Below are 20,399 nucleotides of genomic sequence, written 5' to 3' on the forward strand. Positions count from 1 at the left end.
CGAGATCCGCCCGAAGGATCGCACGGGTTAGGCCAACGCGCTCGCGTAACCGCTGTCCAGAACAAAAAGACAGGAGCCGTGGCACTCGCGCACCAAGCGCTCCATGCCGGCTTTGTCGACCTGACCGGAAAGCCCCATAATGTTGAGGTCGGCGCGGGGCGCCTTGCGCAGGAAGTCATCAAAGCGACCGTGCTCGGCGATAATTTCGACATCATTGGGCATCCGCGCGTAGGCCAGCAGGTTCCCCAGAAAACGCTGGGCCAATTCGACGTGTTCCTCTTCGCGGACCACGGTCAAGATGCGGCTATTCGCCTGCCAGTTGAGTTTCAACTGAATGCTCATCAGCACGGCGTAGTCCAGATTGGAGAGTTTCAGGCTGAGCTGCCAATCGGGCGATTGGTCGCGGACCCACAGGTTTACGGTTCGCTCCCGACCCAAGCCCGACTCGGGGTGGAACGCCAGGAACATGACACCCATGTCATTGTCCCGTGCCATATCCACAATAAACTGCAATTCTTCCTGGCTGCGATTCTCGATGGAGAGGAAGATGGTGTTGGGTTTAAAAAATGCGCCGCGCGTGACCGAAACGCAGGTTTTGAGGCTGCGGCAGAATTGGTTCGATTCCACCATCGCGGCGGTCGCGAACAAATCGTCCCGTTGGAAATCGTTGACCAGGGCACGCAGTTCGCCTTCCTCCTGCTGCACGGTGCAGGTGTCGCTAAAAATGCCGATCACCTGAATCGAACCGCGCGGTTTGGTGAGCGCCCGCACGATGCGATAGTAACCTTCCAACTGGGTGGCGCGCTCGACGGGAATCACGAGGTCGGGTTTCCAGGAACGGCGCAGGGAAGCACGGGTGTGAAACACGCGTTTGGCGGCCCAGTTGGCGACACTGGCGAACAGGCCGGAGTGAACGGTTTCCCACGGTGTTTCAAGTTGTTTGTGGTCGAGGTAGGCATAAATGCCGACGGCAAAAGCCAAGGCCATCAAGCCGAGCAAGGGGCTGATCGACAAAATCGCAATCAGACAGGTGCAGGCGCCAATCACCGGAACGGCGGAAGGGATGGGGAAGGTCGGGCGGAAGCTAAGCATTTTCAGGCGGTGCTCAATAAAAAGAACCAAGTTGATCATGAAGTAGATGACGAGAAAGAAAATGGTCAACACGGAAGCCAAGGCGTTGAGGTCACCGAGGATCAGACACAAAAAAGCCAGACCGCCGGTGAGCAAGGTCGCATTGCGCGGTTCGCCCTTATGGAGTTTCTCGAAGGTGGCGTGGAAGGGCACAATCCGGTATTGGGACAAGGCCTGGAGCACGCGCGGGGCAGCCACCAGGGAACTGAGCGTGGCCGAGAAACAAGAAGAGAAAATGCCGACCAGCACCAGCGGGCCGAAGTAAGCGTATTCGACGGCGAAAATGCGGTCGGTGTTGCGCAGAGTTTCCGGCGTACCGAGCAGGGCGTACCAGGCGACGAGGGCCAGGTAAACACAAAGCGAAAGACCCCATGCCGCGATGGTCCCGAGGGGAATGCTGTGCCGCGGGTTTTTGAGGTTCCCCGACAAACTGGAGCCCACCATGATGCCGGTGGCGGCGGGGAAGAACACGGCGAAGAGGTAGTGGAAGCCGCCTTCCTCAAAGTCGCCGATGGCGACGGGATTGGGATTGATCTCGTGGATACGCAGCCCAAGCCCCATGGAAATCAGGGCCGCAATCACGCCGATCATGACAATCACCTGCATGCGAAACACAAGTTTGGTGGAAATGATGGAGACGCCGAAACTGAGTGCAAACACGGCGGGTAGCACCAGCCAGCGATGGTGATCGGGAAAAATGTACATCCAGGTTTCGACAATACCCTGCATGTACAGCGCGGCGGACAGGCCTTGGGCAAGGAAAAGCGGGACCCCGACGGCGCCGCCGACCTCAAGGCCGAGGCTCTGGCTGATGATGGCGAACACACCGCCGGCACCCATGCGGATGTTGGTGGTGATCGAGGAAATGGAAAACGCGGTGGTGCCGGTAATCAGGTAACAGGCAAGAATCACCAACACGGCGCCGAACCAGCCGGCATTGCCGACCACCCAGCCCTCGCGCAGGTACATCATAATGCCGAGGATGGTGAGGATGGTGGGACGGAAAACACCGTTGAAGGTACCGAATTTACCGTCCGGCGGGTTGGGTTCCCCCTGCGACTGCGCCGCGATCATGCCAAAGGTGCCGGTGTCACCTGGCGGCGTGGCGCCGCCGGTTTTACTGACGTCACTCACGGTTCCCCCTGCTTTGAAAGCGGAAGAAAACAGATGATTTAATCAACCTTGATGCAGCGCGGCAATTCATACCATAAATCCTTCATCATTAGCCGAACGGTCACATAGTGGGGGATGGTTCCTATTGTGGCACAACGAGAAGCGGACGCCTACCCCGCATATCTCACAAAGAATTCTGCTACGGGGCAACCCATGCGATGACGAGGGGGCTGCCTTCCGCGGGGCGGCCTCCCGCATTACTCGGTCGAGCCGCCTTCGCCTCAGCTGCTACGCCGATAGGTCGGACCCCTGTGCTGTCTCTCAGTCGTAATCTTCGTACTCACAAGGCTTTCAGCTTCTCGCGACGAATCCTTGTGAGATATGCGGGCTACACCTAAAGCGGGAAGGGTGAGGCGGTTCCAGCGAACGGTTAGGTTTGGGGGAACGGCCTTGAAGCAGTGGCAACCTGAAGGATTCCGGCCGTCAGGATAAATTGATTTGGTAACCCATACTGTGCCGCTTGGGACTTTTTTGCAGGACGAATTGGAAACCGTGCGCGTCGGCAAGGTTTGCGAAAAGCAGTCGGGCATGGCGCGTGAGATAAGGAAAAAGCAAACCGCCGGCCTCGATGACCAGCGTTTCACCCGCGTAACCGGCGCCGTCGCGCATGAGTTCTTGTTGCAGGCGGAGGGCGACCACCTCGGCAGTCGGAATGCGCCCGCTGCCACCGCATTGGGGGCAGGTTTGTTTGTGGCGACGCTCGAAATCGTCACCGCGCCGTTGGCGCGTCATCACCAGAACCCCAAAGCGGTTGATCGGCTCCAGGTCGAGGTCGGCACGGTCCGCCTTCGCCGCGTCACGTACAGCCTGTTGCAAGGTACGCCGCTCGTCGGGACGGTCGTGGTTGAGAAAATCGATGGCGATCAAACCCGCCAGGTTGCGCAGGCGAATCTGCTCGAATGCCTCGGTGACCGCCTCGAGGTTGGTGGTCAAATGGGCCGATTGACCTTTCTTTCCTTTGCGCTGCTTGCCGGTATTAACATCAATCGTCACCATCGCTTCGCTTTGATGGAACAAAAGCGAGCCGCCGGATTTGAGCCAAACGTGGTTCGCGAGCATGCGTTCGAGGGCCGAGGTAATTTTGTAGGTATCGAACAGGGGCAAGGGACCGTGATGGCGTTGCAGCCGCGGCGAAAGCCAAGGCGCAAGGACCTTGTAAGCGGCACGCGCGTCGGCCATAAAGTGGTCGTCATCACAGTGAACCGCGTGCAACTGGTGGGGCGCTTCCGCGAATAAAAGGTCGTCGAGGAAAAAAGTGTCCTCAAGCAGGCGGTTGGCACCCTCAAGCGGCATGCGAAGCAAGGCTTCCGCCCGTTTTTGCAGCACCTCGGCCTCGTGACGAAGGCCGGCGGGATCGGCATGCGAAGCCGCGCTGCGCACACGCCACCCGTAGGAAGAGAACGGTGCCTCACCGAGCAGCTTTTTAAGTGCGCCGCGGTCACCTTCAAAATGGCCGCTAAAACGCACCTTGCCCGCCCCTTCCTCCAAGCCCAGATAAAAACCGCCGAGTTTGAGGATGCCACTCCCCCGCGGGCTTTTATCGTCGACGGGTAGCTTGGTGATTTGCAAGCGCATGATTTGGCCCTGTTTGACAAGGTCCTTCAACGTGGCCTGCCGTTGTCCCGCGTCGGGAATTTGGCGACGGTTCACAAACACGGGATCCTCGCGGCCGACATCAACGAAACAGGCGTCAATCGAGGGCAACACCTGGGTCACCCGCCCCACATAGACCTGGCCGAGCCGCCAAACGGCGTTGGGGTCGAGGAGGCGGTAGGCAACGAGCCGCCCCGCCTCGGTGACGGCTACCCGGGTCGCGGCCGGCAACACATTCACCAGCAGGGAACGCATGGGGGCGTCACTCACGCCAGACCGGCCAGCTGTTGGATCACGGCCCATTCTTCGGCACGTACCGGCTGAACCGAAAGCCGGCTCCCCTTCTGGGTCAGCACCATGTTCTCCAGGCCGGGTGTCTTTTTAAGGGCCGCGAGTTCGAGCACTTGGTCGTAGGTACGGCGATACTGGACATCTACCACAAACCAGCGGGGATTTTCGGGTTTGGCCTTGGCGTCGTAGTACTTTTCCTCTGGATTGAACTGGGTCGGGTCGGGATAAGGTTCGGATACAATTTCGGCCTCGCCGACGATGCCGATCGGCTGCACACGGCTGTGGTAAATCAAAACCTTGTCACCGGGTTTCATTTCATCGCGCATGAAGTTGCGTGCTTGGTAATTGCGAACCCCGTCCCAGGGTTCTTTTTCGACCGCCTTCAGGTCATCCAAAGAAAACACATTGGGTTCTGTTTTTAGTAACCAATAAGCCATGCCGTCCTCGCCGTGGTGAAAATGGGTTGCGGCCCGCGCCTGCAACGCGGTGAAACCTAACACACTCCCCATCAATCCCAAAACGATTTAGCATCTCGGCAGAGGAAGGAGGCCGCGGGCAAGCCCCCTTCGCCCCATGATCCTTGGCATTGGGGATCACCCCATCATGGACACCCATGGTTTGCCATTCAACCAAATCAGGGTGCACCGTTGACAAAAGAGTCGCCTCATGGGCGTCATACCCGGCCGGCGCTTAGATTAGTTCCTCGGCTTTTTGCCTCGGAGGGTGGCGCGTTTGGCTGGATCGTAGCGCTCCGAAAGCAACTGCACCATGATGCGACGGGTGTATACCGGCAAGCCGGGATCCTGCATCAGCTGACGTAAGTCGTGTTCGGTGAGGCCTCGCGCCAGGCCGAGCACCGCAGCGCGAGGCGTGCGCGCGTTGCGGAGCAGCGCGCGTTTCACTTCCTTGAACTGGTTCCAACGGGCGTGGGCGGCCACAACGCCGAGAATGCGCGGGGTGATGCCGCTGTAACTGGCGAGGAAAAGCGCGTCCTCGTAGGTGAAGTATTGGTTTTGCAGCAGCGCGCGCATGACCTGCGGCTCCTCCGCCATCCGCAGCAACCGCACCAGCGCGCGTGGCGCCTGCCTTGCTAAGGCCACTTTTTGGCCCAGCTCCATCCGCGGCAAAATCTCGTTCATGTGTTTTTCGATGCGCAGCTTCACCCCGCCCGCGAGGTGGGGCATGCGAAGAATTTTCACAAGATCGCCCCATCGCAAGCGCGGCACCAGGTTCATCGCCATGCCCTGCGGCGTGGCGCGATTGGCGACCATGGCCCGAGCGACTTGGTAATTACCGCGCAATTCGCGGTTCTTGTAAATGTCGGCAACGGCCTCGCCCGGCAAGGCGCGGTGTCGTTCCAGAAAATAAATCACCCATTTGGGGGTAAACGCGGGATGACAGCGCAGCATGTCCCACTCGGGGCGATCATGCTCCAGTAAATACTTGAGCACGCGTTCTTCACCCCAAGAGAATAACTCTTGTGCAGCAAGCGATTTTGGTTCTTCCATGGTCGATTCAGTCGATGCGTTCTCCCAGATTCGATGAAAACGCTTTTGAAAACATACGCTCTAACGTCAGCGAATCCAAGTTACGGCCGTTTTCATCCTTGCCGTAAATCTTATACCGATTCTCGCTAACATAAACGTCGTAGTCAAAAGGACGACCGAAAGGGTCGACTAAATCACTTTCCACCAAAAAGTTCTGCTGCACCAGTTGGTTTAAGTTGGTGGGCAACTCGCGGCGCATCAGGTAATAAAGCGCCACCGCCTGATCGATCTTTTCAATATGGTGCCGGGACACCACCTCGAATTGGTTTTGCTGAAAACTCGCTTCAAACGGAAGCGGCAACAGGTTGTTCAAGGGATTCCAGCTTAAGAAAAAGCTGAAGCTTGCCAAAACAGCCAAAAAGGAGATGGGGATCCAGATGGGAATCTGGCGCTCCTCCTCGATGTATTTGTAATCGCCCTCGGCGGACTCACTGGTGACACGCTGGACAAACCCGTAACCCATCAAATCGTAGAGGCAACGACAGGTCTCAAATTCGTTGAGACCACTGCGGTCGATGACATCCTGAACCACGGTCGGTCCTTCTACCAACTTGAGCACCAACTCTTGCATGTGGTCGAGTTGCGTGGCTTCAATTTCACCGTGTTCGGTGTCACCACCGTCCGACATAACCCCTTCCAACAAGGAGTCAAAACTCTCGTTTAGACCCGAATCCAAGGAGAAATTGTTTTCAATTTGCAGTTTCACCTTGCGTCCACGCGGGGTACGCTCCACCAATATGTCAAAATCGGGAATCACGCGCTCGATCATCGGCCACTCATCGAGCATGCGCACGCCTTCCATCAAAATGGATTCGGAGCTAATCGGCGTGAAATTCTCCTGATCGTAATCAACGTAACGTTCGGGCCGGAAATGGTATTCGCCGTCGGTCCAGCGGAAGAGTCGGTAGATAATTTGGGTGACCTGGGTCTGCAGGGAATCGCGCAAATCCTCGGGTTTGATAAAACTCTTGGAAATCAGCACCTGCCCCAAGCGCTGCAGGGTCTTGGCCTGAATCGAAAGCGCTTGTTCCAACTCACCTTGAGAGATGCGGTTGGATTTGACAAGAACCCGGCCAAGCCGGTTTTCCAGCTTTTGACTGTTGGTGTCGGCACCCACGACCAACCCGTTCATGAACAAAATGCGGGCTTCTTCTTTATCGTTACGCAGGGTCAAGACCCCGGTTTTTTTCTGTAGGCCGATGAGCTGAAAAATATCGGCTAGGCCAAAATCGCTGAGTGTTCCCTCGAGCGCCATTTAGTCCTCCTGCCAAATGGGTCGAAGACCGAAGATCAACCAAAAAACCGCCGCCAAAATGGCGAACACAAAACTCAGCACAATCGGCCCCTCCAGATAAATCATGAAGGGGTGAGCGAGGCGGGACATCGGCAAAACCGCCATCACCACCAGGAACGTCCAAGCCGACACAATTAATGCGCCACTCCATGGGCTGCCGTGCAGAATGTTTTTGGAACCCGGAAGGAAGATTTGCAACACGGTTGAAATAAGGCGACGGCGCTTGGTAAACGCCTTTACTTCTTCGTGTTTGCGAATCTTGGCATCACTGGGCAGATCTTCTTTCTTGATGTACAAACTCACACACTGGCTACACCATTCGCTGTTGGGTGAATCGCTTTGGTAATAGACCATGCCGCACTTTTCGCAGGTTTTGGCAATGAGGCGGAAGTTGCGCAAGCGGGTGTGTAACCACGACAACACCAGGAGCAACAACGCGGAAACCAGGGGGACCACCACCATGGGTCGCAGCCATAAAGCCCCGGCCGCGGGACGATCAAAACCAAAAACGGCCTGAACCAGACGACGGCCGGTTAAGCCACCGGCGTCAATGACCGACTCGTTGCCGGCGCGCAAGGATTCACTAATATCGCTGATTCCCTGGTCCAAGTCGCGCGCTTGGTTGCGATGTTTGGCCGCTTCCTGCGGGTTGCCGGTGCGAATGTAAACCAAACTCAGATTGTGGTGGGCCAGGGCCATCTTTGCGTTTTTGTCGAGCACACTTTTGTATTGGTCGACAGCCTGCTGAAACTCCTTCATCAATACGTGCAGATTACCCATATTGATGCGCGCGGTCACCCACAACGGTGAGGACTCTGGAATCTTTTCATAGGTCTCAAGCGCGACCACGAATTCGCCGCGAATTTTGTACATACGGGCCAAGGTAAACAGGGTTTGATCTCGAAGCGATCCCTCGCGGGACGATTTGGCCTCGAGGGTATTGATATCGGCATCGGTGGCGCCGCGGTAAAACTGATTCAAATGCAAACGCAACAAGGGATCGACCCGCGCCTCAAAGATATTGGCCTGGAAAAAAGCGCAAAGGGCCACCAACACCCAACACAGCAGCGACAGGGATCCCACGATTTTTTCACGCTGATCCAAAAAGGGAAAAAACAAAACCAAGTACAGGCCCATCGCCAAAAAGAAGTTCAAGCCAAGCAGAAGCGGAAGGCAGAAGAAAGAATAGCCCACGATCCGGCCCAGCATGGGTTTCATACCGCGATGTTCCATGGCACCCTGGGTGGTAAACACAAAAGGACGTACGTATTTGAGCAGCAGGATAAACACAAAGGCGCTGAACGCAACGGCAAAAACCACGTACAAATTGGTAAACAGCCATCCAAGGACTTCCAGGAAGAAGTAGGCGTTTTGGGGATCGAGCCCCTTGAGCGCGCCTTTCTTGTTGAGTTCCACGAACAAACCGGTATTGTTCTCTTTTTCCTTGATTTTGGCCAAACCGCCGTAAGCGGGCCACAGGTAAGGATTAAGCTTCAGGGCATTTAAAAATTCACGCCGTGCCTCGGCGGTCCGCCCTTGCTCCAAATCATCCAAACCGGCAAGCAAGAACAAATAACCGGCACTTTCAAAAATTTCACTCGAAGCGCTTACCTGCATTTCACGAAACGTTTGGAACACCCGTTCGCGCTCAGCGTCGTTGCCGTCGGCTTTGGCGCGCTGGTAATTTTCCCACACCCCGGCCAAAACAGCCATCTGCTCGCCCTCGGTCGTGGGTGGCGGATCTTGCGCCCAGCCCATGGGCACGATCAACAGCACAAGAAGTCCCATCAAACGGAATATGCAAGGTCGCGCTGTATGAACGCCGTTGAGACCCATAAACACAATCTTCCTCGGATTTTGCGTTTCGAAACTATTGGCATACTAGCACAGCATGATACAGGAAGAAAGCGCTTGAAAGGGCGGAGCAAGTGAAGTTAGGTCGGGGCGGCAAGCAGCCCTCAACCACCACCTAAAGTTTCCATTTATTTGATTTAGCCGGAGCGCTGAAAATCCTTGATGATTTGATCAACATTCACCATGCCGGTGTCTGAACCCAGCGCGTCGCGCTCAAGGATACGATCCTGGGTCGCGCGGTGTTCCTCGGTCAGGACCAGCTCGCTCTCGGTATCCACGCTCAAATTAAAGATTTCAAGCAAACGGAACAAGCCGGCCTGCATTTCTTTGAGCAATCCAATCACCTTGCTGACTTTTTGGCGGGTAATATCTTGGAACTGCAGCAGGTTCATAATGTCAAAAGAGTAGTTCATCAGATTTTCAGCCTGAATCCCGGCCTCTTCAATCGCCGAATTCACTTCCTCCGACTTGGTTACCTGGCGACGCGCCTGCTCACTCATGAGCGCCACGAACTCCATGGCTTCTTGCAAAATCGCCTCGCGGTCGTCGCCCCCCTCCAGGGACTCGAGAAAACGATCCACACCGGCACGGAACTCTAGGTCCATCTCCAGCCGTTCGGAGGCGAGATGCTTGACCGCTTGCAAACCGTTCGACTGCTGTTCGGAACCCTCGATCATTTCGTCGAGCTTTTCGAGAACCTGCTGGGTCGCCGATTCTGTTTCCTTGGTTATTTGGTCAAGGTGTTCCGCCAACTCCGGCATTTTCCCGGTTTCCTGATGGACGGTTTTGTCCAACTGTTGGAGATTGTCCAAGGTTTTGTTGATGGCGTGAACCAGACGGCCGACCTCGCCCTTGGCCTCCAGGTCCACATGACTGCTCATTTGCCCACTGAGCATTTGCTCCGCGACAACGGCGACCTGCTTCAAATTATCGAGCTGCTTGATATCTTCTTGAAGCTGCTCAAGCGAACCAAGAATGCCTTTAAAAGTATCGCCCACCTGCTCGGTAAAGTTTTCAATCTTGCTTAGCAGGGCACGCGGATCCGGGTGCTTCAGGGACTCGGCCTCGGCGGGCTTTGCATCCCGGGGCGCTTCATTCTGCTCCATCGTATCCTCCGGCATTCCTTGATCAGCCTATCGAACAAAAAACAAATTTCTTGAAGCGTGAAACCCGTCCCATGGCGATATGCTGTCACATCGGTCCCGTTAACTGGGATACAGGATGGGTTTAACCAGAACTTTTTCGCCGTCCTCAACCTCAAACTGCGCCATGATCGGCTTAGGCACAAGCATCACGTCGTCGGAACCGCCGCTGGGCTTGGGCGAAAGCGGAACTTCGCCGAACACCATATTTTTGGTACGAATTTCCACATATTTGGCATCGGCGTAAATGACGGATTCCTTAATCCAATCCTCGCGAAGCGCGGCGGTAACCTGAACATCCGTTTTGCTACCAAAAAGTTTGCGAAGCGGGCTAACCTGTAGCAACTTGTAGACCTCGACCCGCTTGACAACGGCTTTTTTTTCCAATTCATAGATGACGTGAACGACTTCAAAATCGGATGCACCCGACCGCGAAATCACGTCCTTGAGGTCGGTTTGACCGTCCAACATACTGAGTAATTTAATTTCGAATTCAGAGAAACTCTTGCGCTGGGCGGGAATCCGCACATCGACCAAGGGTAAAAAAACGATATTGTCATGGCTGATACTATCGCGAATTCGTTTAATGGTGTCTTTTCGGCGAGCGGCTTCAAGCACCAAATCATGGAGTGACCGCTGGATGACGTGGGCGGCATCGTGTTCGGCAATTTCGAAATGAAAATGGCCTTCATTCTGGCTCAGCAAGAGATAGGCGGCATTGTCGCCGTCAAGGCCGGCGGCCGCGGCGTTAACCAGAGAGCCGTCGCGATAATATATAATCCCCTTGACCACATCACTTTCGATATGCAAGAGACCGGTTGAACGATTGATGTTCAAAAGCTGCGCGATATCTTGAATATCAACGCTTTGAAGGCTCCCTTCAATCGCCATGGGACATCCTAATTTAAAGATTGCCCTAAAGTAACTTAAGCCCCGTTCCTTGTCAACTGGAACCGTGGCCAACCCCTGAAATGCGGGTTGGTTGCCAAAAACCGCCTCTCTAGAAACAGCCCGCTTCCCAGGCCGCGGCGAAGGGTTTAGGCGGGCACGGGAACCTCAACCATCGAGGTAGCAAAAACCGGGGATTCGGCCGCAACATCACCACGCACCATTTCGTAGCAATCTTCGTTTTCCAACAGCGCCTGCAGGAACAACGCGTGCATCTCATGGCCGGCTTTGTAACCTTGAAAATGTCCTTCCAAACGGGTTCCCGCCATGGCCAGGTCGCCAATCATGTCCAAAATCTTGTGGCTGACGAATTCGTCCTTCAAGCGCAGGCTTTCGTTCAGCATGTGATCGGAATCCAGAACGATGGCGTTATCAACGCTGCCGCCTTTAATCAAACCTTGACCACGCAGGTAATTCAAATCGCGCAAAAAACCAAAAGTACGCGCGGGCGCTACCTGGCCGCTGTAAGCGGCAGCGTTTACCACCAAAGTTTTGCGCTGACGCTGGATCAGGGGATGATCAAAACGGATCTCGTAGCTCACCCGCATGTCGGACGCGGGCGTAACCCACACTTTTTTACCGTCCTTCTCAAAAAAGAAGGGCTTGGTTACGCGCAACACTTGCGCGGCAACGGCTTGCTCACGACGCCCCGCCTCTTCCAACAACATCAAGAACGGCGTAGCGCTGCCGTCCATAATGGGCACCTCGGCACCATCCAACTCAACAATCAGATTGTCAATCGCGGAACCCATCGCCGCGGAGAGCAGGTGTTCGGTGGTTTGCACCAAAGCCCGACCGGAACGCAAGGTGGTCGCCAGCTGCAGCATGCTGAAATCAATATGCTCAATCGAGGCCTTGACATAGGCACCGTTCAAATCCGTTCGAACAAACACGATACCCGTATTCGGGGGTGCCGGTTTCAGCGTCATGGTCACCAGGTTGCCCGAGTGCAAACCCACGCCGACGGTACGAACTTCGTTTTGAATGGTCGCTTGAAAAGTCATAGTTAAAGCCTCCGCGCCCCCTTCGTTGCACAGAACATGCCAACCACAGCACACACCATAACCCTATATTTCCCTGGATTTAAGATCAAACACACCCTACCGTCACCATCCAAGCGTGGCCTTCCAACCACAACCCCACACACCGGCTATGCCTTTTTTGACACAGATCACGTGTTTTTTTTGACACCCACCTGAATCCTTCCACGCCCTACCCCGATTTGCCTCGACCACGCCACTCCCCAAAAGGGTTTTCACACACCATGCCGCGCTGCTAGAGTGAGCACACACAACAACCTCACTAAGAAGGAAGGAACGCTTTATGCTCGTTACCAATATTCTTTCAAGCCATCACCCCAAGTCGCAAACCCGCGAACTGGTCTCCGTCTTTAATGAAGAACTGGCCGCTCAGGGCCACGAAAGCTTCACCTACGACCTCTACGAGGACGGCTTCCAACCCATCATGCGCGGCGACGATTTCAACCAGTTCTCCGGCAAACCACTACCCGCCGACGTTTCGGCAATCCAGGCCCAACTTCAAAAAAGCCAAGTCCTCACCCTTTTTTACCCCGTTTGGTGGAACGGCATGCCGGCCATCGTCAAAGGCTGGATTGACCGTGTTTTCTCCAAAAGTTTCGCCTACGACTACGGCGCCGACGGCACGCGCGGCTTGCTCACCTTCAAAAAGGTCATCATCGTCGCAACACTGGGCAACAAAAAGGAAGACGTCGACCCGCAACTGGAAGCCTCGATGCGTTTTATTAATGAGACGGGTATTTTCCGCTACAGCGGCGTGGCGGAAACGGAACAGCACTTTCTCTACAGCGCCTTCTCAGACGAAGAAAGCAAAGCGGCAACGCTCGAACGCGTACGCGACATGGCGCGCCGCTGCTAACCCACTTCGCTTAAACCAGGCAAATCGCAACCAAGGTCCTTGCGGTCACCGCGCTTACGCGGCACCATCCCATGGCGCCGGCGCAACCCAAAAGAACCCCGCCTTTGTCCTCACCAAGACAGCCTTTCCACGCAAGGACCGCGACTTCTCGCAAGCCGGCCCTAAGCGGTCCCACGGCGGCGCTCGCCACAAAAACAACGTGGACCGCAAGTACCAAACACGCTTTTCCAGGGCGAGTTGTCACCCTGGAATCGCGACCACCCAGGAGTTGCAACATGCCCCACCACGACACCCATTTCCGCCCGGCGGCAACAGCGGTTATTACCGTCAGCGACACCCGCACCGAGGCGACAGACACCTCCGGCAAATATTTGGCCGACACCCTGCGCCAAAAAGGTCACCAGGTCGTCCACACCACCCTGGTCAAAGATGAACCCACGCAAATCCGCGCGGCAGTCCAACAACGCCTCGACGCACGGGATTGCAGCTACATTCTGCTCACGGGCGGAACGGGGCTCACCCCTCGCGACGCAACCCCGGAAGCGGTAAGCCCGCTTTTCGACAAAGAAATCCCCGGCTTTGGCGAGCTCTTCCGCTTCCTGAGCTACAAGGACATCGGCACGGCAACCATCCAGAGTCGCGCCACCGCCGGTCTATGCGGCGAAACAGTCGTTTTTCTGCTGCCAGGCTCTACCGGCGCCTGCCGATTGGCGCTCGAGAAAATCATCCTGCCACAGATCGACAACACCACGCGCCCTTGCAATTTCCGAGGCACCATCCCGGACCCGTCCTAACCTCGAACCCTGACCGCGGCGATCAACTTGATTTTCACCGAACTTCCAGATACAGTGACACAAGCTTAACCACGTGAAGCGGCATTAACGCGACAGAAAAGAAGGTCCAACAAGACATGAATATCCAGGTAAACGACATTGACGATATTACCATCGTGACCATTGACGGCATGATCACCATTGGTTCGGATCACAAGCTGGCCAAAACCTTCAAAGAACAAATCGCCCGCGAACGTCACCGTATTGTGCTGGATATGACCCGCGTCAAATATATCGACAGCTTGGGTATCGGCCAAATCGCCGGCGGCTACACCGCACTGGATGAAGTTGACGGCCAATTAGTATTGGCGCGCACCAACGATAAGATCAAAGAGCTCCTGCGCTTGACCGGCCTACAGAACCACATCAAAACCTATGACACGGTCGAAGAAGCGATCCAAGCACTTTAGCCTCGCATTGTCTTACGACCCTTGCTTTAGCACCGAAAAATACTAGGTGATGTGTGAACAAGTCCTCCGCCGAACCGCTATGGCGGCCCTATCCCGAGTCCTTTGATCCGGTCGCGGCCAACGAAATTCGCTTGGCCGTGACACTCCCCGACCAACACCATGTCGTCATGGGCGCCTCAGGCAAAGCAGAACGCGAGGTTTACGCGGACAGGCTTGCCGAATACAGTATCCCCCTCTACAAACGCAAGGGCGGCGGCGGCACCGTGCTCCTCGGCCCGGAAACCATCATTATCACCGTCCACGCCCACGCGGTTCACCCATTCCACAACCTGGCCTACTTTTCGGCCGTCAACCGGGCGCTCATTACCGTATTTCGCACCTGGCGCAAACTTGACTACGGCGAACGCGGCATTTCCGATATCGCCGTCGGCCCCAAGAAGATCCTGGGCTCTTCGATTTATCGCCGCCGCGACCTTCTCCTCTACCAAGCGTCCCTGTTGGTCCATCTCAACATCGATCTGGTCGAAAAAACACTGCGCCATCCCCCCAAGGAACCCGACTACCGCGCGGGCCGCGACCATCGCGATTTCATGACATGCCTCGCCGACCTGGGCATCCCGCGGCCAAAAGCCCAACTGGCCGACGATTTACGCGAGCAACTGCCACCCCTTCTCCAGCAGGAAATCGGCAACGTCAACGGCAACCCCTAGCCCGTCTCCAACAACGCCCTCGTTTTTTTGGCTGAAATGAGAACCCAAGCGAAGTTCAATGTAGCCCGGTCCCAAGGGATTGGGTATGATTTGAAGGTTTCAAATTCGGGAGTTGGAGGATGATATGACTCACGTCGTTACAAGCAATTGCTTGAACTGTAAATTTACCGACTGCGTACTGGTCTGTCCCGTTGACTGTTTTTACGAAACGGAGACGCAACTGGTCATCGACCCAGACGAGTGCATCGATTGCTCCGCCTGTGTCGCGGAATGCCCGGTCGAAGCGATCTTCGCCGAGGACGAGCTTCCTGAGAGTGAGGAGGCCACCCTGGAGCAAAATGCGGCCCTGGCCATCGAGCTTAAAGACTCCGGCCAGGAACCCATTACGGATCAAAAAGATCCCTTGCCGACTGCCGAAGCACGCAAAGCCGAACTCGGCTTCTAGCGCGCATCCTGCCCCCCCACCCCAGGATGCAACCGCCCGCGTTCACCAGGATCCCCCACACCTCGAACCGGGCGGCTCGTTACGCTTCAAACCCCCATGCAGTCCGACCAAACCACGTCGCCGCTTTGACCTCGTCAAAGCGGTGTTTTTCGTTTACACCTACAGTTCTGACCAAAACACATTCCCGCGGCGGAATGTTTGGCAGAACCCCCGAGCCGGCCACTTGCCCGAACGTTTGAATTCAGGAACGCGGTAAAGCCATCAAATCAGGACGCAAGGTTCGCCAAGGCTCCGGCAAGGCCACCTGGCGCCACGCCGGCGCCTCCTCGCGCACCCGCGCAGCGGGCACGGCCACCACACGCGCCGCGGCCACGGGATCACCCTCTTCACCCGTCAACACCAGCACATGGCATGTTTGCGCTTCAAGAGCGGGCAAAACGGCGCCCAACCGCCCGTCAACAAGAGAAACAAAAGTCCCCGGCGGAAAGACACCGACAAATCGCTGAAAATTCTTAAACAAACCCGCGTTGAATTTGTAACCCGCCCAACGCGCCATGAGCCGCAACGCCTGATGAGGCGTATAGCGGGTTCGAAAACGCCGGTCCGTGGTTAGCCCCTCATAACAATCGACAATGCGCAAGACCTGCGACAGGACATGGGGATCGCGAATCCCATCGGGATAACCGCGTCCGTCGGGCTGTTCATGATGCTGTTCAATCCAGAGCCGGATATCGGGATCGGCCAACGGATGACCTTCGGGAAAACTGTGCGCGTCGGGTAGGCGGGCATGCTGCTGCATTTGGCGGTATTCCGTCTTTTGAAAAAAGCCGAATACATGCAGCAACGCGGGCTGAGACCAATGGCCGATATCGTGGACAAGCGCCGCCAACGCGTGCTTGTCGCGCTTATCACCCAAGCGGTGTCCCCAGCTCATCCAAGCCCGCGCGATGAGCATCACATTGATGCCGTGGCGCGGTGTGAAGGCATGGGGATGTTTGATGCGGCTCATCAACAAGCCGCGGTAGGGATCCTCGTCGACCCAGTCACAAACAAAACGAAAAGCCGGCGATGTCAAAAGACAACCCGGCTCTTGGGTACGACGGTAAACCGCGAGCAGATCTTGCTCGAGGGCAAGCAATCGGCGGTTTATTTCGTCACAATTTTCTGGTGCGCGCCAAGACATTGAGCGGTTAGGCTCCTTCGCGTTCCTTGTCGAGCGCATGGGCACCGATGCCCATTTTGGCAGCCACACCAACCACGGTGGCACAGGCGCCCGGGCTGGACATGAGGCATATCACGACAAACAAGCCCAACACGTGAAGCCAGGTGCTCAGGTTCAGCGAAAACACAATTTCGTAGAGCGCCGTAAAAATCAGATTGATCATCGGTTCTTCCTCGTTTCCAAGTAAGTGGGTCTCGATTTGGGTCAAACCGGCCCATGGTGCGGGAAAGCGGCATGGGTGGTTCATCACACCAAGCCTCGCAAGCTGGGATTATACCTAAAAAGCCCGAAACCTGCTGCAAAGAACGCACAACAAGCATGATCGTCCACGACAAATCGGCAAATCGAATGTGACGCCGCGGCATCAGCGAGGAAACAGCGCTTAGCAGAAGGGTTCAACCAGGGTCATACTGCAACAAACCACGGAATAACCCAAGAAACGCGATAAGCGCGAGGAGTTTAAGCCAAGGAAGGCGGTGAGGCGGCCACAGCGCGCCGTCCCCCGCCGCGGCAAACCTAAGAAATGGCGACAACCTCTTTTAAACCGGGCAGCACAGCACGCAGCTTTTCTTCAATACCGGCTTTCAGGGTCACGGTTGAACTGGGACAACCACTACAGCTTCCCTGCATAAAGACCTGAACGACACCGTCGCTGTAACCGGCAAAAGAAATGGCGCCACCGTCGGCGGCGACATAGGGCTGAATTTCATCAAGCACGGCGCGGATCTTCGCCACGTCCTCGGACTGGTCGCCATTCTCCGCGGAAGCGGCGGGCTTGAAATATTCGGTTGCGCCGGTTTGGATAAAACCACGAATGGTTTTTCCGATTTCCCGTGCAAACTGCTGCCAGGGCTGCTCACCCTCTTTGGTCACCGTAATGAAGTTTTGGTAAGCAAACAGGGAGGCCACGCCGCCCAGGTCAAACAGGGCGGTCGCCAACGGGGAGCCCTCGGCATCGCCGGCGCCCTGGTAAGACACGGGGTCACCGTCCACCAACTGGCGGTCAACAATAAACTTCATGCACTCGGGATTCGGCGTGGGGTTGGCCGTAATGTAAACGGTCTCTTCAGACATGGTGTACCTCTTTCGTAAAACAAAGCCGGCTTGCGCGAAAGGATGGCGAGCATCCCCAACGGCCAACGCGGGCCCTGAGCAATCAGGACCATTCTAGGCCTATTTAAACCACGCGACAATCAAAAACTCAGGTCACGTCGACGCCGATCGCCTCGGAGAAGCGCGTAAAACCGTCGCGCGCCATCAAGCCGTACAACTCGTTTAGCAGTTGGACAACCGTTCCCGGACCACCGTAGACCAACCCGGTATAAATCTGGATCGTGGCGGCACCGGCCCGTACTTTTTGATAGGCGTCCATTCCGTCAAAAATCCCACCAACACCGACCAAGGCAACGTCTTCCGGCAGGAGACGTCGCAAAAATTGCAGGACGTCGGTAGCACGTTGTCGTACCGGCCGGCCGGAGAGCCCGCCGGCACCGATTTTTTCGACTTTTACGGAGCCGGTCGCCAAACCATCTCGATCAATGGTCGTGTTGGTTGCGATCACACCGTCGACCCGGGTCTCGTGAACCACCGCCACAATGTCTTCGAGCTGTGCATCATTTAAATCAGGCGCAATTTTAAGAAACAGCGGCAACTTCGGATCTTGATTTTCAGCAGAAAGGGCGTTCAATAGCGCCTGAAGCGGCGCTCGTTCCTGTAATTGCCGCAGGTTGGGGGTATTGGGGCTGCTCACATTCACGACAAAATAATCGACATAAGGCTTGAGCTTACGGAAACTAAATAAGTAATCGTCAACCGCTTCTTCCAAAGGGGTCACTTTAGACTTGCCGATATTACCGCCTAACGGCAAGGTTCCGGGGGGACCTGCCAACCGCGCGGCCACCTTCTCCGCCCCATGATTGTTAAAACCCATGCGGTTAATTAAAGCCCGGTCCTTGGGCAAGCGGAACAACCGAGGCTTGGGATTGCCGGCTTGCTCTTTGGCGGTAACGGTCCCAATTTCCACAAATCCAAATCCGAGCCGGTCCAAATGGCGAAACATAAGGGCGTTTTTATCAAAGCCGGCAGCTAGGCCGACAGGATTGCGCAGCGGAATCCCCGCGAGATCGGCGTCAAAAAAATCGCCGGGAAAGCGAACGGCGGGAACCTGAAGGCCGACAAGGGGCGAACATAAAGGAGAGGTAATGACTTTTTCAGCCATGTGGTGCGCTTGCTCAGGATCAAACTGAAAAAGCAGCGGTTTGATAAGGGTGTCGTAAAGCAAAAAGGTGCTCCGCAAAAGGTGGTGCAGAAGAGGGACCCACCAAAATTTCACCAGCGGTGACGCTGCAAAGGTAACACATTCACGGACCCATGGTCAGCGGTACAAACGGAGCAAGCAGCGATTTGGGAATCCCTGAAGCCGGTGGGCCCAGGGACTCCTTGTTACGACTTAGAAAAATCACGAGACAAACACAAAAGGAACGGTAAGGAACCTGATTATTTTTTGGATTTAGCCAATGTGTAGGTGGTATCACGACGTTCGCCACGACGCGCTACCGTTTTCTCATCCAACAATTCACGAATGCGAATGTTCCAGGTAGAACTAGAAATGCCGGTTTGACGAATTATTTGATTCTTTTTAAGCGGGCCTTCCGCATTGGCCAAGCACTTAACGATACGCTCTTTCGATTCATCCGCGGACATACGCGTGCCACCCGCGCCCTTACCTTTCTTAAACTGAAAGGCAATGCTGTTAGCACCACGAACCTGGCGAATAGAGACATCAACGCCTTCTTTTTCAGCCACGTATAAGAAAGCCTTCTTAACCTGGCTTGCCTTCTCGCTCGCATCCAAGTCAAAGAAAACGTTATTATCATCGGCAGCCATTTGAGCTTCTCGTAGGGTGGAGAGATAATGGTCATACTCTCCTTGCTTCAAAAAACTCTTGTATTTTGGTTCTTTTCGTAAGGTACCCAATGATCACTCCTTAAATTTATGATGCAACAGCTCAAATCTTAGATCATTAAGAAATAAAATGTCAACACGACAGGTTTAATAATCCCGCCCATGGGACACAAACGGCAGCACTAAAAGCAAACCGCCACTCGCCGCAAAGAAACCGCGACCTCTAGGGGCGCTTGAAACACCACCAAACAAACAAGGCGCTTCAGAACATCCAGCACCAACACAACGATATTTCATGGTAACCCATCGCCAAGCAATACCTCAAACGCCCAGCCCAAGACACACCCCAATAGGGCTATGTCTCATCTAAGCTACCATCTTCCCCGAGTGTTCTCCCCGCTCAAAATGCTCACTATCATTTCTAAAAAGGTGGCTGAACGCGTCAATTCTCACGACATCACAAATGCGACCTATACCATCAAAACCAGCTGTTTCCTTTCAGCATCCCGCGGCAGGGACAACGCGCTTCGCTCACGCCATGAGACGCCATGTCAAGCCGCCTTGCCGTATTCCGCCTCAACCCGCCAATCATCAGAGCGTTACAACGACAACGCACCAACTTCCACCCGGCCCAAAACCGCGGCAACAATGCCACCTCGACCAAAAAAACCCCGGCGCGGGCCCGCCTCACAAGCAAAATACCTTTGTCCAACGCCGAAACAACCATAATCCTCTTAATCCCCGGTATTTCGAGGAGGCGCCGTCAAAACCCAAGACTCAAATACTCAGGCACCAACTTTTTCCTACCGCTAAGAACACCCCAGCCGTTTCATTTTCACAAAACACCACCCATAAAAAGCCACTAATTACTTTCACAACACAATAATTCTTTCTCATTCATCCAAATATCCACCCAACTCAAACCCTAACTAGCGCATCTCCCTCTGCACTTTTCAAAATCCATCAAATCAGTCCATACCCTTGACCACCATACACACTTTAACCA

At 55.2% G+C, this 20,399-nt stretch carries 19 protein-coding genes; 5 read left to right on the forward strand and 14 right to left on the reverse strand.

All coding sequences use genetic code 11. The features are described 5' to 3' along the window. Nucleotides 1-27: 27 nt before the first annotated feature. From J3U88_RS21920 to lpxC, 9 genes are all read right to left on the reverse strand, one after another. Complete coding sequence (locus J3U88_RS21920; RefSeq protein WP_207861125.1) at nucleotides 28-2,265, reverse strand: APC family permease; 2,238 nt, start codon at nucleotides 2,263-2,265, stop codon at nucleotides 28-30. 462 nt (nucleotides 2,266-2,727) lie between these two features. Beyond that, entirely contained in the window at nucleotides 2,728-4,152 is a 1,425-nt protein-coding gene (locus J3U88_RS21925) for a ribonuclease E/G (RefSeq protein ID WP_207861126.1), read from the reverse strand. A gap of 11 nt (nucleotides 4,153-4,163) precedes the next feature. Beyond that, complete coding sequence (locus J3U88_RS21930; protein ID WP_207861127.1) at nucleotides 4,164-4,688, reverse strand: EVE domain-containing protein; 525 nt, start codon at nucleotides 4,686-4,688, stop codon at nucleotides 4,164-4,166. Between the two features lie 195 nt (nucleotides 4,689-4,883). Continuing rightward, complete coding sequence (locus J3U88_RS21935; protein WP_207861128.1) at nucleotides 4,884-5,696, reverse strand: hypothetical protein; 813 nt, start codon at nucleotides 5,694-5,696, stop codon at nucleotides 4,884-4,886. A 7-nt stretch (nucleotides 5,697-5,703) separates the two neighbouring features. Beyond that, nucleotides 5,704-6,990 carry a DUF4388 domain-containing protein gene (locus J3U88_RS21940; protein WP_207861129.1) on the reverse strand — a complete coding sequence of 429 codons (1,287 nt, stop codon included), beginning with the start codon at nucleotides 6,988-6,990 and terminating at the stop codon, nucleotides 5,704-5,706. Continuing rightward, the gene (locus J3U88_RS21945; RefSeq protein WP_207861130.1) at nucleotides 6,991-8,805 is read right to left on the reverse strand and encodes a tetratricopeptide repeat protein; all 1,815 of its coding nucleotides are present in this window, start codon (nucleotides 8,803-8,805) and stop codon (nucleotides 6,991-6,993) included. 215 nt (nucleotides 8,806-9,020) lie between these two features. Next, nucleotides 9,021-9,989 carry a methyl-accepting chemotaxis protein gene (locus J3U88_RS21950; protein WP_207861131.1) on the reverse strand — a complete coding sequence of 323 codons (969 nt, stop codon included), beginning with the start codon at nucleotides 9,987-9,989 and terminating at the stop codon, nucleotides 9,021-9,023. A gap of 99 nt (nucleotides 9,990-10,088) precedes the next feature. Next, a complete protein-coding gene (locus J3U88_RS21955; RefSeq protein ID WP_207861132.1) occupies nucleotides 10,089-10,916 on the reverse strand; it encodes a DUF4388 domain-containing protein in 828 nt (275 codons plus the stop codon). 146 nt (nucleotides 10,917-11,062) lie between these two features. Further along, the gene (lpxC, locus tag J3U88_RS21960; RefSeq protein WP_207861133.1) at nucleotides 11,063-11,977 is read right to left on the reverse strand and encodes a UDP-3-O-acyl-N-acetylglucosamine deacetylase; all 915 of its coding nucleotides are present in this window, start codon (nucleotides 11,975-11,977) and stop codon (nucleotides 11,063-11,065) included. Between the two features lie 319 nt (nucleotides 11,978-12,296). Here lpxC and J3U88_RS21965 point away from each other — a divergent pair, with 319 nt between their 5' ends. From J3U88_RS21965 to J3U88_RS21985, 5 genes are all read left to right on the forward strand, one after another. Then, a complete protein-coding gene (locus J3U88_RS21965) occupies nucleotides 12,297-12,869 on the forward strand; it encodes an NAD(P)H-dependent oxidoreductase (RefSeq protein WP_207861134.1) in 573 nt (190 codons plus the stop codon). Between the two features lie 275 nt (nucleotides 12,870-13,144). Further along, nucleotides 13,145-13,663, forward strand: coding sequence for a MogA/MoaB family molybdenum cofactor biosynthesis protein (locus tag J3U88_RS21970; protein WP_207861135.1), 519 nt, complete (start codon nucleotides 13,145-13,147; stop codon nucleotides 13,661-13,663). A 116-nt stretch (nucleotides 13,664-13,779) separates the two neighbouring features. After that, nucleotides 13,780-14,112 carry an STAS domain-containing protein gene (locus tag J3U88_RS21975; RefSeq protein ID WP_207861136.1) on the forward strand — a complete coding sequence of 111 codons (333 nt, stop codon included), beginning with the start codon at nucleotides 13,780-13,782 and terminating at the stop codon, nucleotides 14,110-14,112. A 53-nt stretch (nucleotides 14,113-14,165) separates the two neighbouring features. Further along, entirely contained in the window at nucleotides 14,166-14,822 is a 657-nt protein-coding gene (locus J3U88_RS21980; RefSeq protein WP_207861137.1) for a lipoate--protein ligase family protein, read from the forward strand. A gap of 124 nt (nucleotides 14,823-14,946) precedes the next feature. Then, nucleotides 14,947-15,267, forward strand: coding sequence for an indolepyruvate ferredoxin oxidoreductase subunit alpha (locus tag J3U88_RS21985; protein ID WP_207861138.1), 321 nt, complete (start codon nucleotides 14,947-14,949; stop codon nucleotides 15,265-15,267). Between the two features lie 241 nt (nucleotides 15,268-15,508). Here J3U88_RS21985 and J3U88_RS21990 read toward each other — a convergent pair whose 3' ends face one another. From J3U88_RS21990 to J3U88_RS22010, 5 genes are all read right to left on the reverse strand, one after another. Beyond that, nucleotides 15,509-16,450, reverse strand: a complete 942-nt coding sequence (locus J3U88_RS21990) for an HD-GYP domain-containing protein (RefSeq protein ID WP_207861139.1) — start codon at nucleotides 16,448-16,450, stop codon at nucleotides 15,509-15,511. A gap of 7 nt (nucleotides 16,451-16,457) precedes the next feature. Then, nucleotides 16,458-16,652 (reverse strand): hypothetical protein, encoded by a 195-nt coding sequence (locus J3U88_RS21995; protein WP_207861140.1) that lies wholly within the window; start codon nucleotides 16,650-16,652, stop codon nucleotides 16,458-16,460. Between the two features lie 353 nt (nucleotides 16,653-17,005). Further along, nucleotides 17,006-17,563: a NifU family protein gene (locus J3U88_RS22000; protein WP_207861141.1), complete on the reverse strand. Its 558-nt coding sequence runs from the start codon at nucleotides 17,561-17,563 to the stop codon at nucleotides 17,006-17,008. Between the two features lie 127 nt (nucleotides 17,564-17,690). Then, nucleotides 17,691-18,770: a quinone-dependent dihydroorotate dehydrogenase gene (locus J3U88_RS22005; RefSeq protein ID WP_207861142.1), complete on the reverse strand. Its 1,080-nt coding sequence runs from the start codon at nucleotides 18,768-18,770 to the stop codon at nucleotides 17,691-17,693. Between the two features lie 215 nt (nucleotides 18,771-18,985). Continuing rightward, nucleotides 18,986-19,465 carry a hypothetical protein gene (locus tag J3U88_RS22010; protein ID WP_207861143.1) on the reverse strand — a complete coding sequence of 160 codons (480 nt, stop codon included), beginning with the start codon at nucleotides 19,463-19,465 and terminating at the stop codon, nucleotides 18,986-18,988. Nucleotides 19,466-20,399: the final 934 nt, after the last annotated feature.

Origin of the sequence: Acanthopleuribacter pedis (assembly GCF_017377855.1) — a bacterium.
In the GTDB taxonomy this organism is placed as follows: domain Bacteria; phylum Acidobacteriota; class Holophagae; order Acanthopleuribacterales; family Acanthopleuribacteraceae; genus Acanthopleuribacter; species Acanthopleuribacter pedis.

Coding starts and splice junctions, on each gene's coding strand:
- J3U88_RS21925 (WP_207861126.1), bottom strand. CDS start 4,152: ATGCGTTCCCTGCTGGTGAATGTGTTGCCGGCCGCGACCCGGGTAGCC.
- J3U88_RS21935 (WP_207861128.1), bottom strand. CDS start 5,696: ATGGAAGAACCAAAATCGCTTGCTGCACAAGAGTTATTCTCTTGGGGT.
- J3U88_RS21940 (WP_207861129.1), bottom strand. CDS start 6,990: ATGGCGCTCGAGGGAACACTCAGCGATTTTGGCCTAGCCGATATTTTT.
- J3U88_RS21950 (WP_207861131.1), bottom strand. CDS start 9,989: ATGGAGCAGAATGAAGCGCCCCGGGATGCAAAGCCCGCCGAGGCCGAG.
- J3U88_RS21955 (WP_207861132.1), bottom strand. CDS start 10,916: ATGGCGATTGAAGGGAGCCTTCAAAGCGTTGATATTCAAGATATCGCG.
- lpxC (WP_207861133.1), bottom strand. CDS start 11,977: ATGACTTTTCAAGCGACCATTCAAAACGAAGTTCGTACCGTCGGCGTG.
- J3U88_RS21965 (WP_207861134.1), top strand. CDS start 12,297: ATGCTCGTTACCAATATTCTTTCAAGCCATCACCCCAAGTCGCAAACC.
- J3U88_RS21970 (WP_207861135.1), top strand. CDS start 13,145: ATGCCCCACCACGACACCCATTTCCGCCCGGCGGCAACAGCGGTTATT.
- J3U88_RS21975 (WP_207861136.1), top strand. CDS start 13,780: ATGAATATCCAGGTAAACGACATTGACGATATTACCATCGTGACCATT.
- J3U88_RS21985 (WP_207861138.1), top strand. CDS start 14,947: ATGACTCACGTCGTTACAAGCAATTGCTTGAACTGTAAATTTACCGAC.
- J3U88_RS21990 (WP_207861139.1), bottom strand. CDS start 16,450: ATGTCTTGGCGCGCACCAGAAAATTGTGACGAAATAAACCGCCGATTG.
- J3U88_RS21995 (WP_207861140.1), bottom strand. CDS start 16,652: ATGATCAATCTGATTTTTACGGCGCTCTACGAAATTGTGTTTTCGCTG.
- J3U88_RS22000 (WP_207861141.1), bottom strand. CDS start 17,563: ATGTCTGAAGAGACCGTTTACATTACGGCCAACCCCACGCCGAATCCC.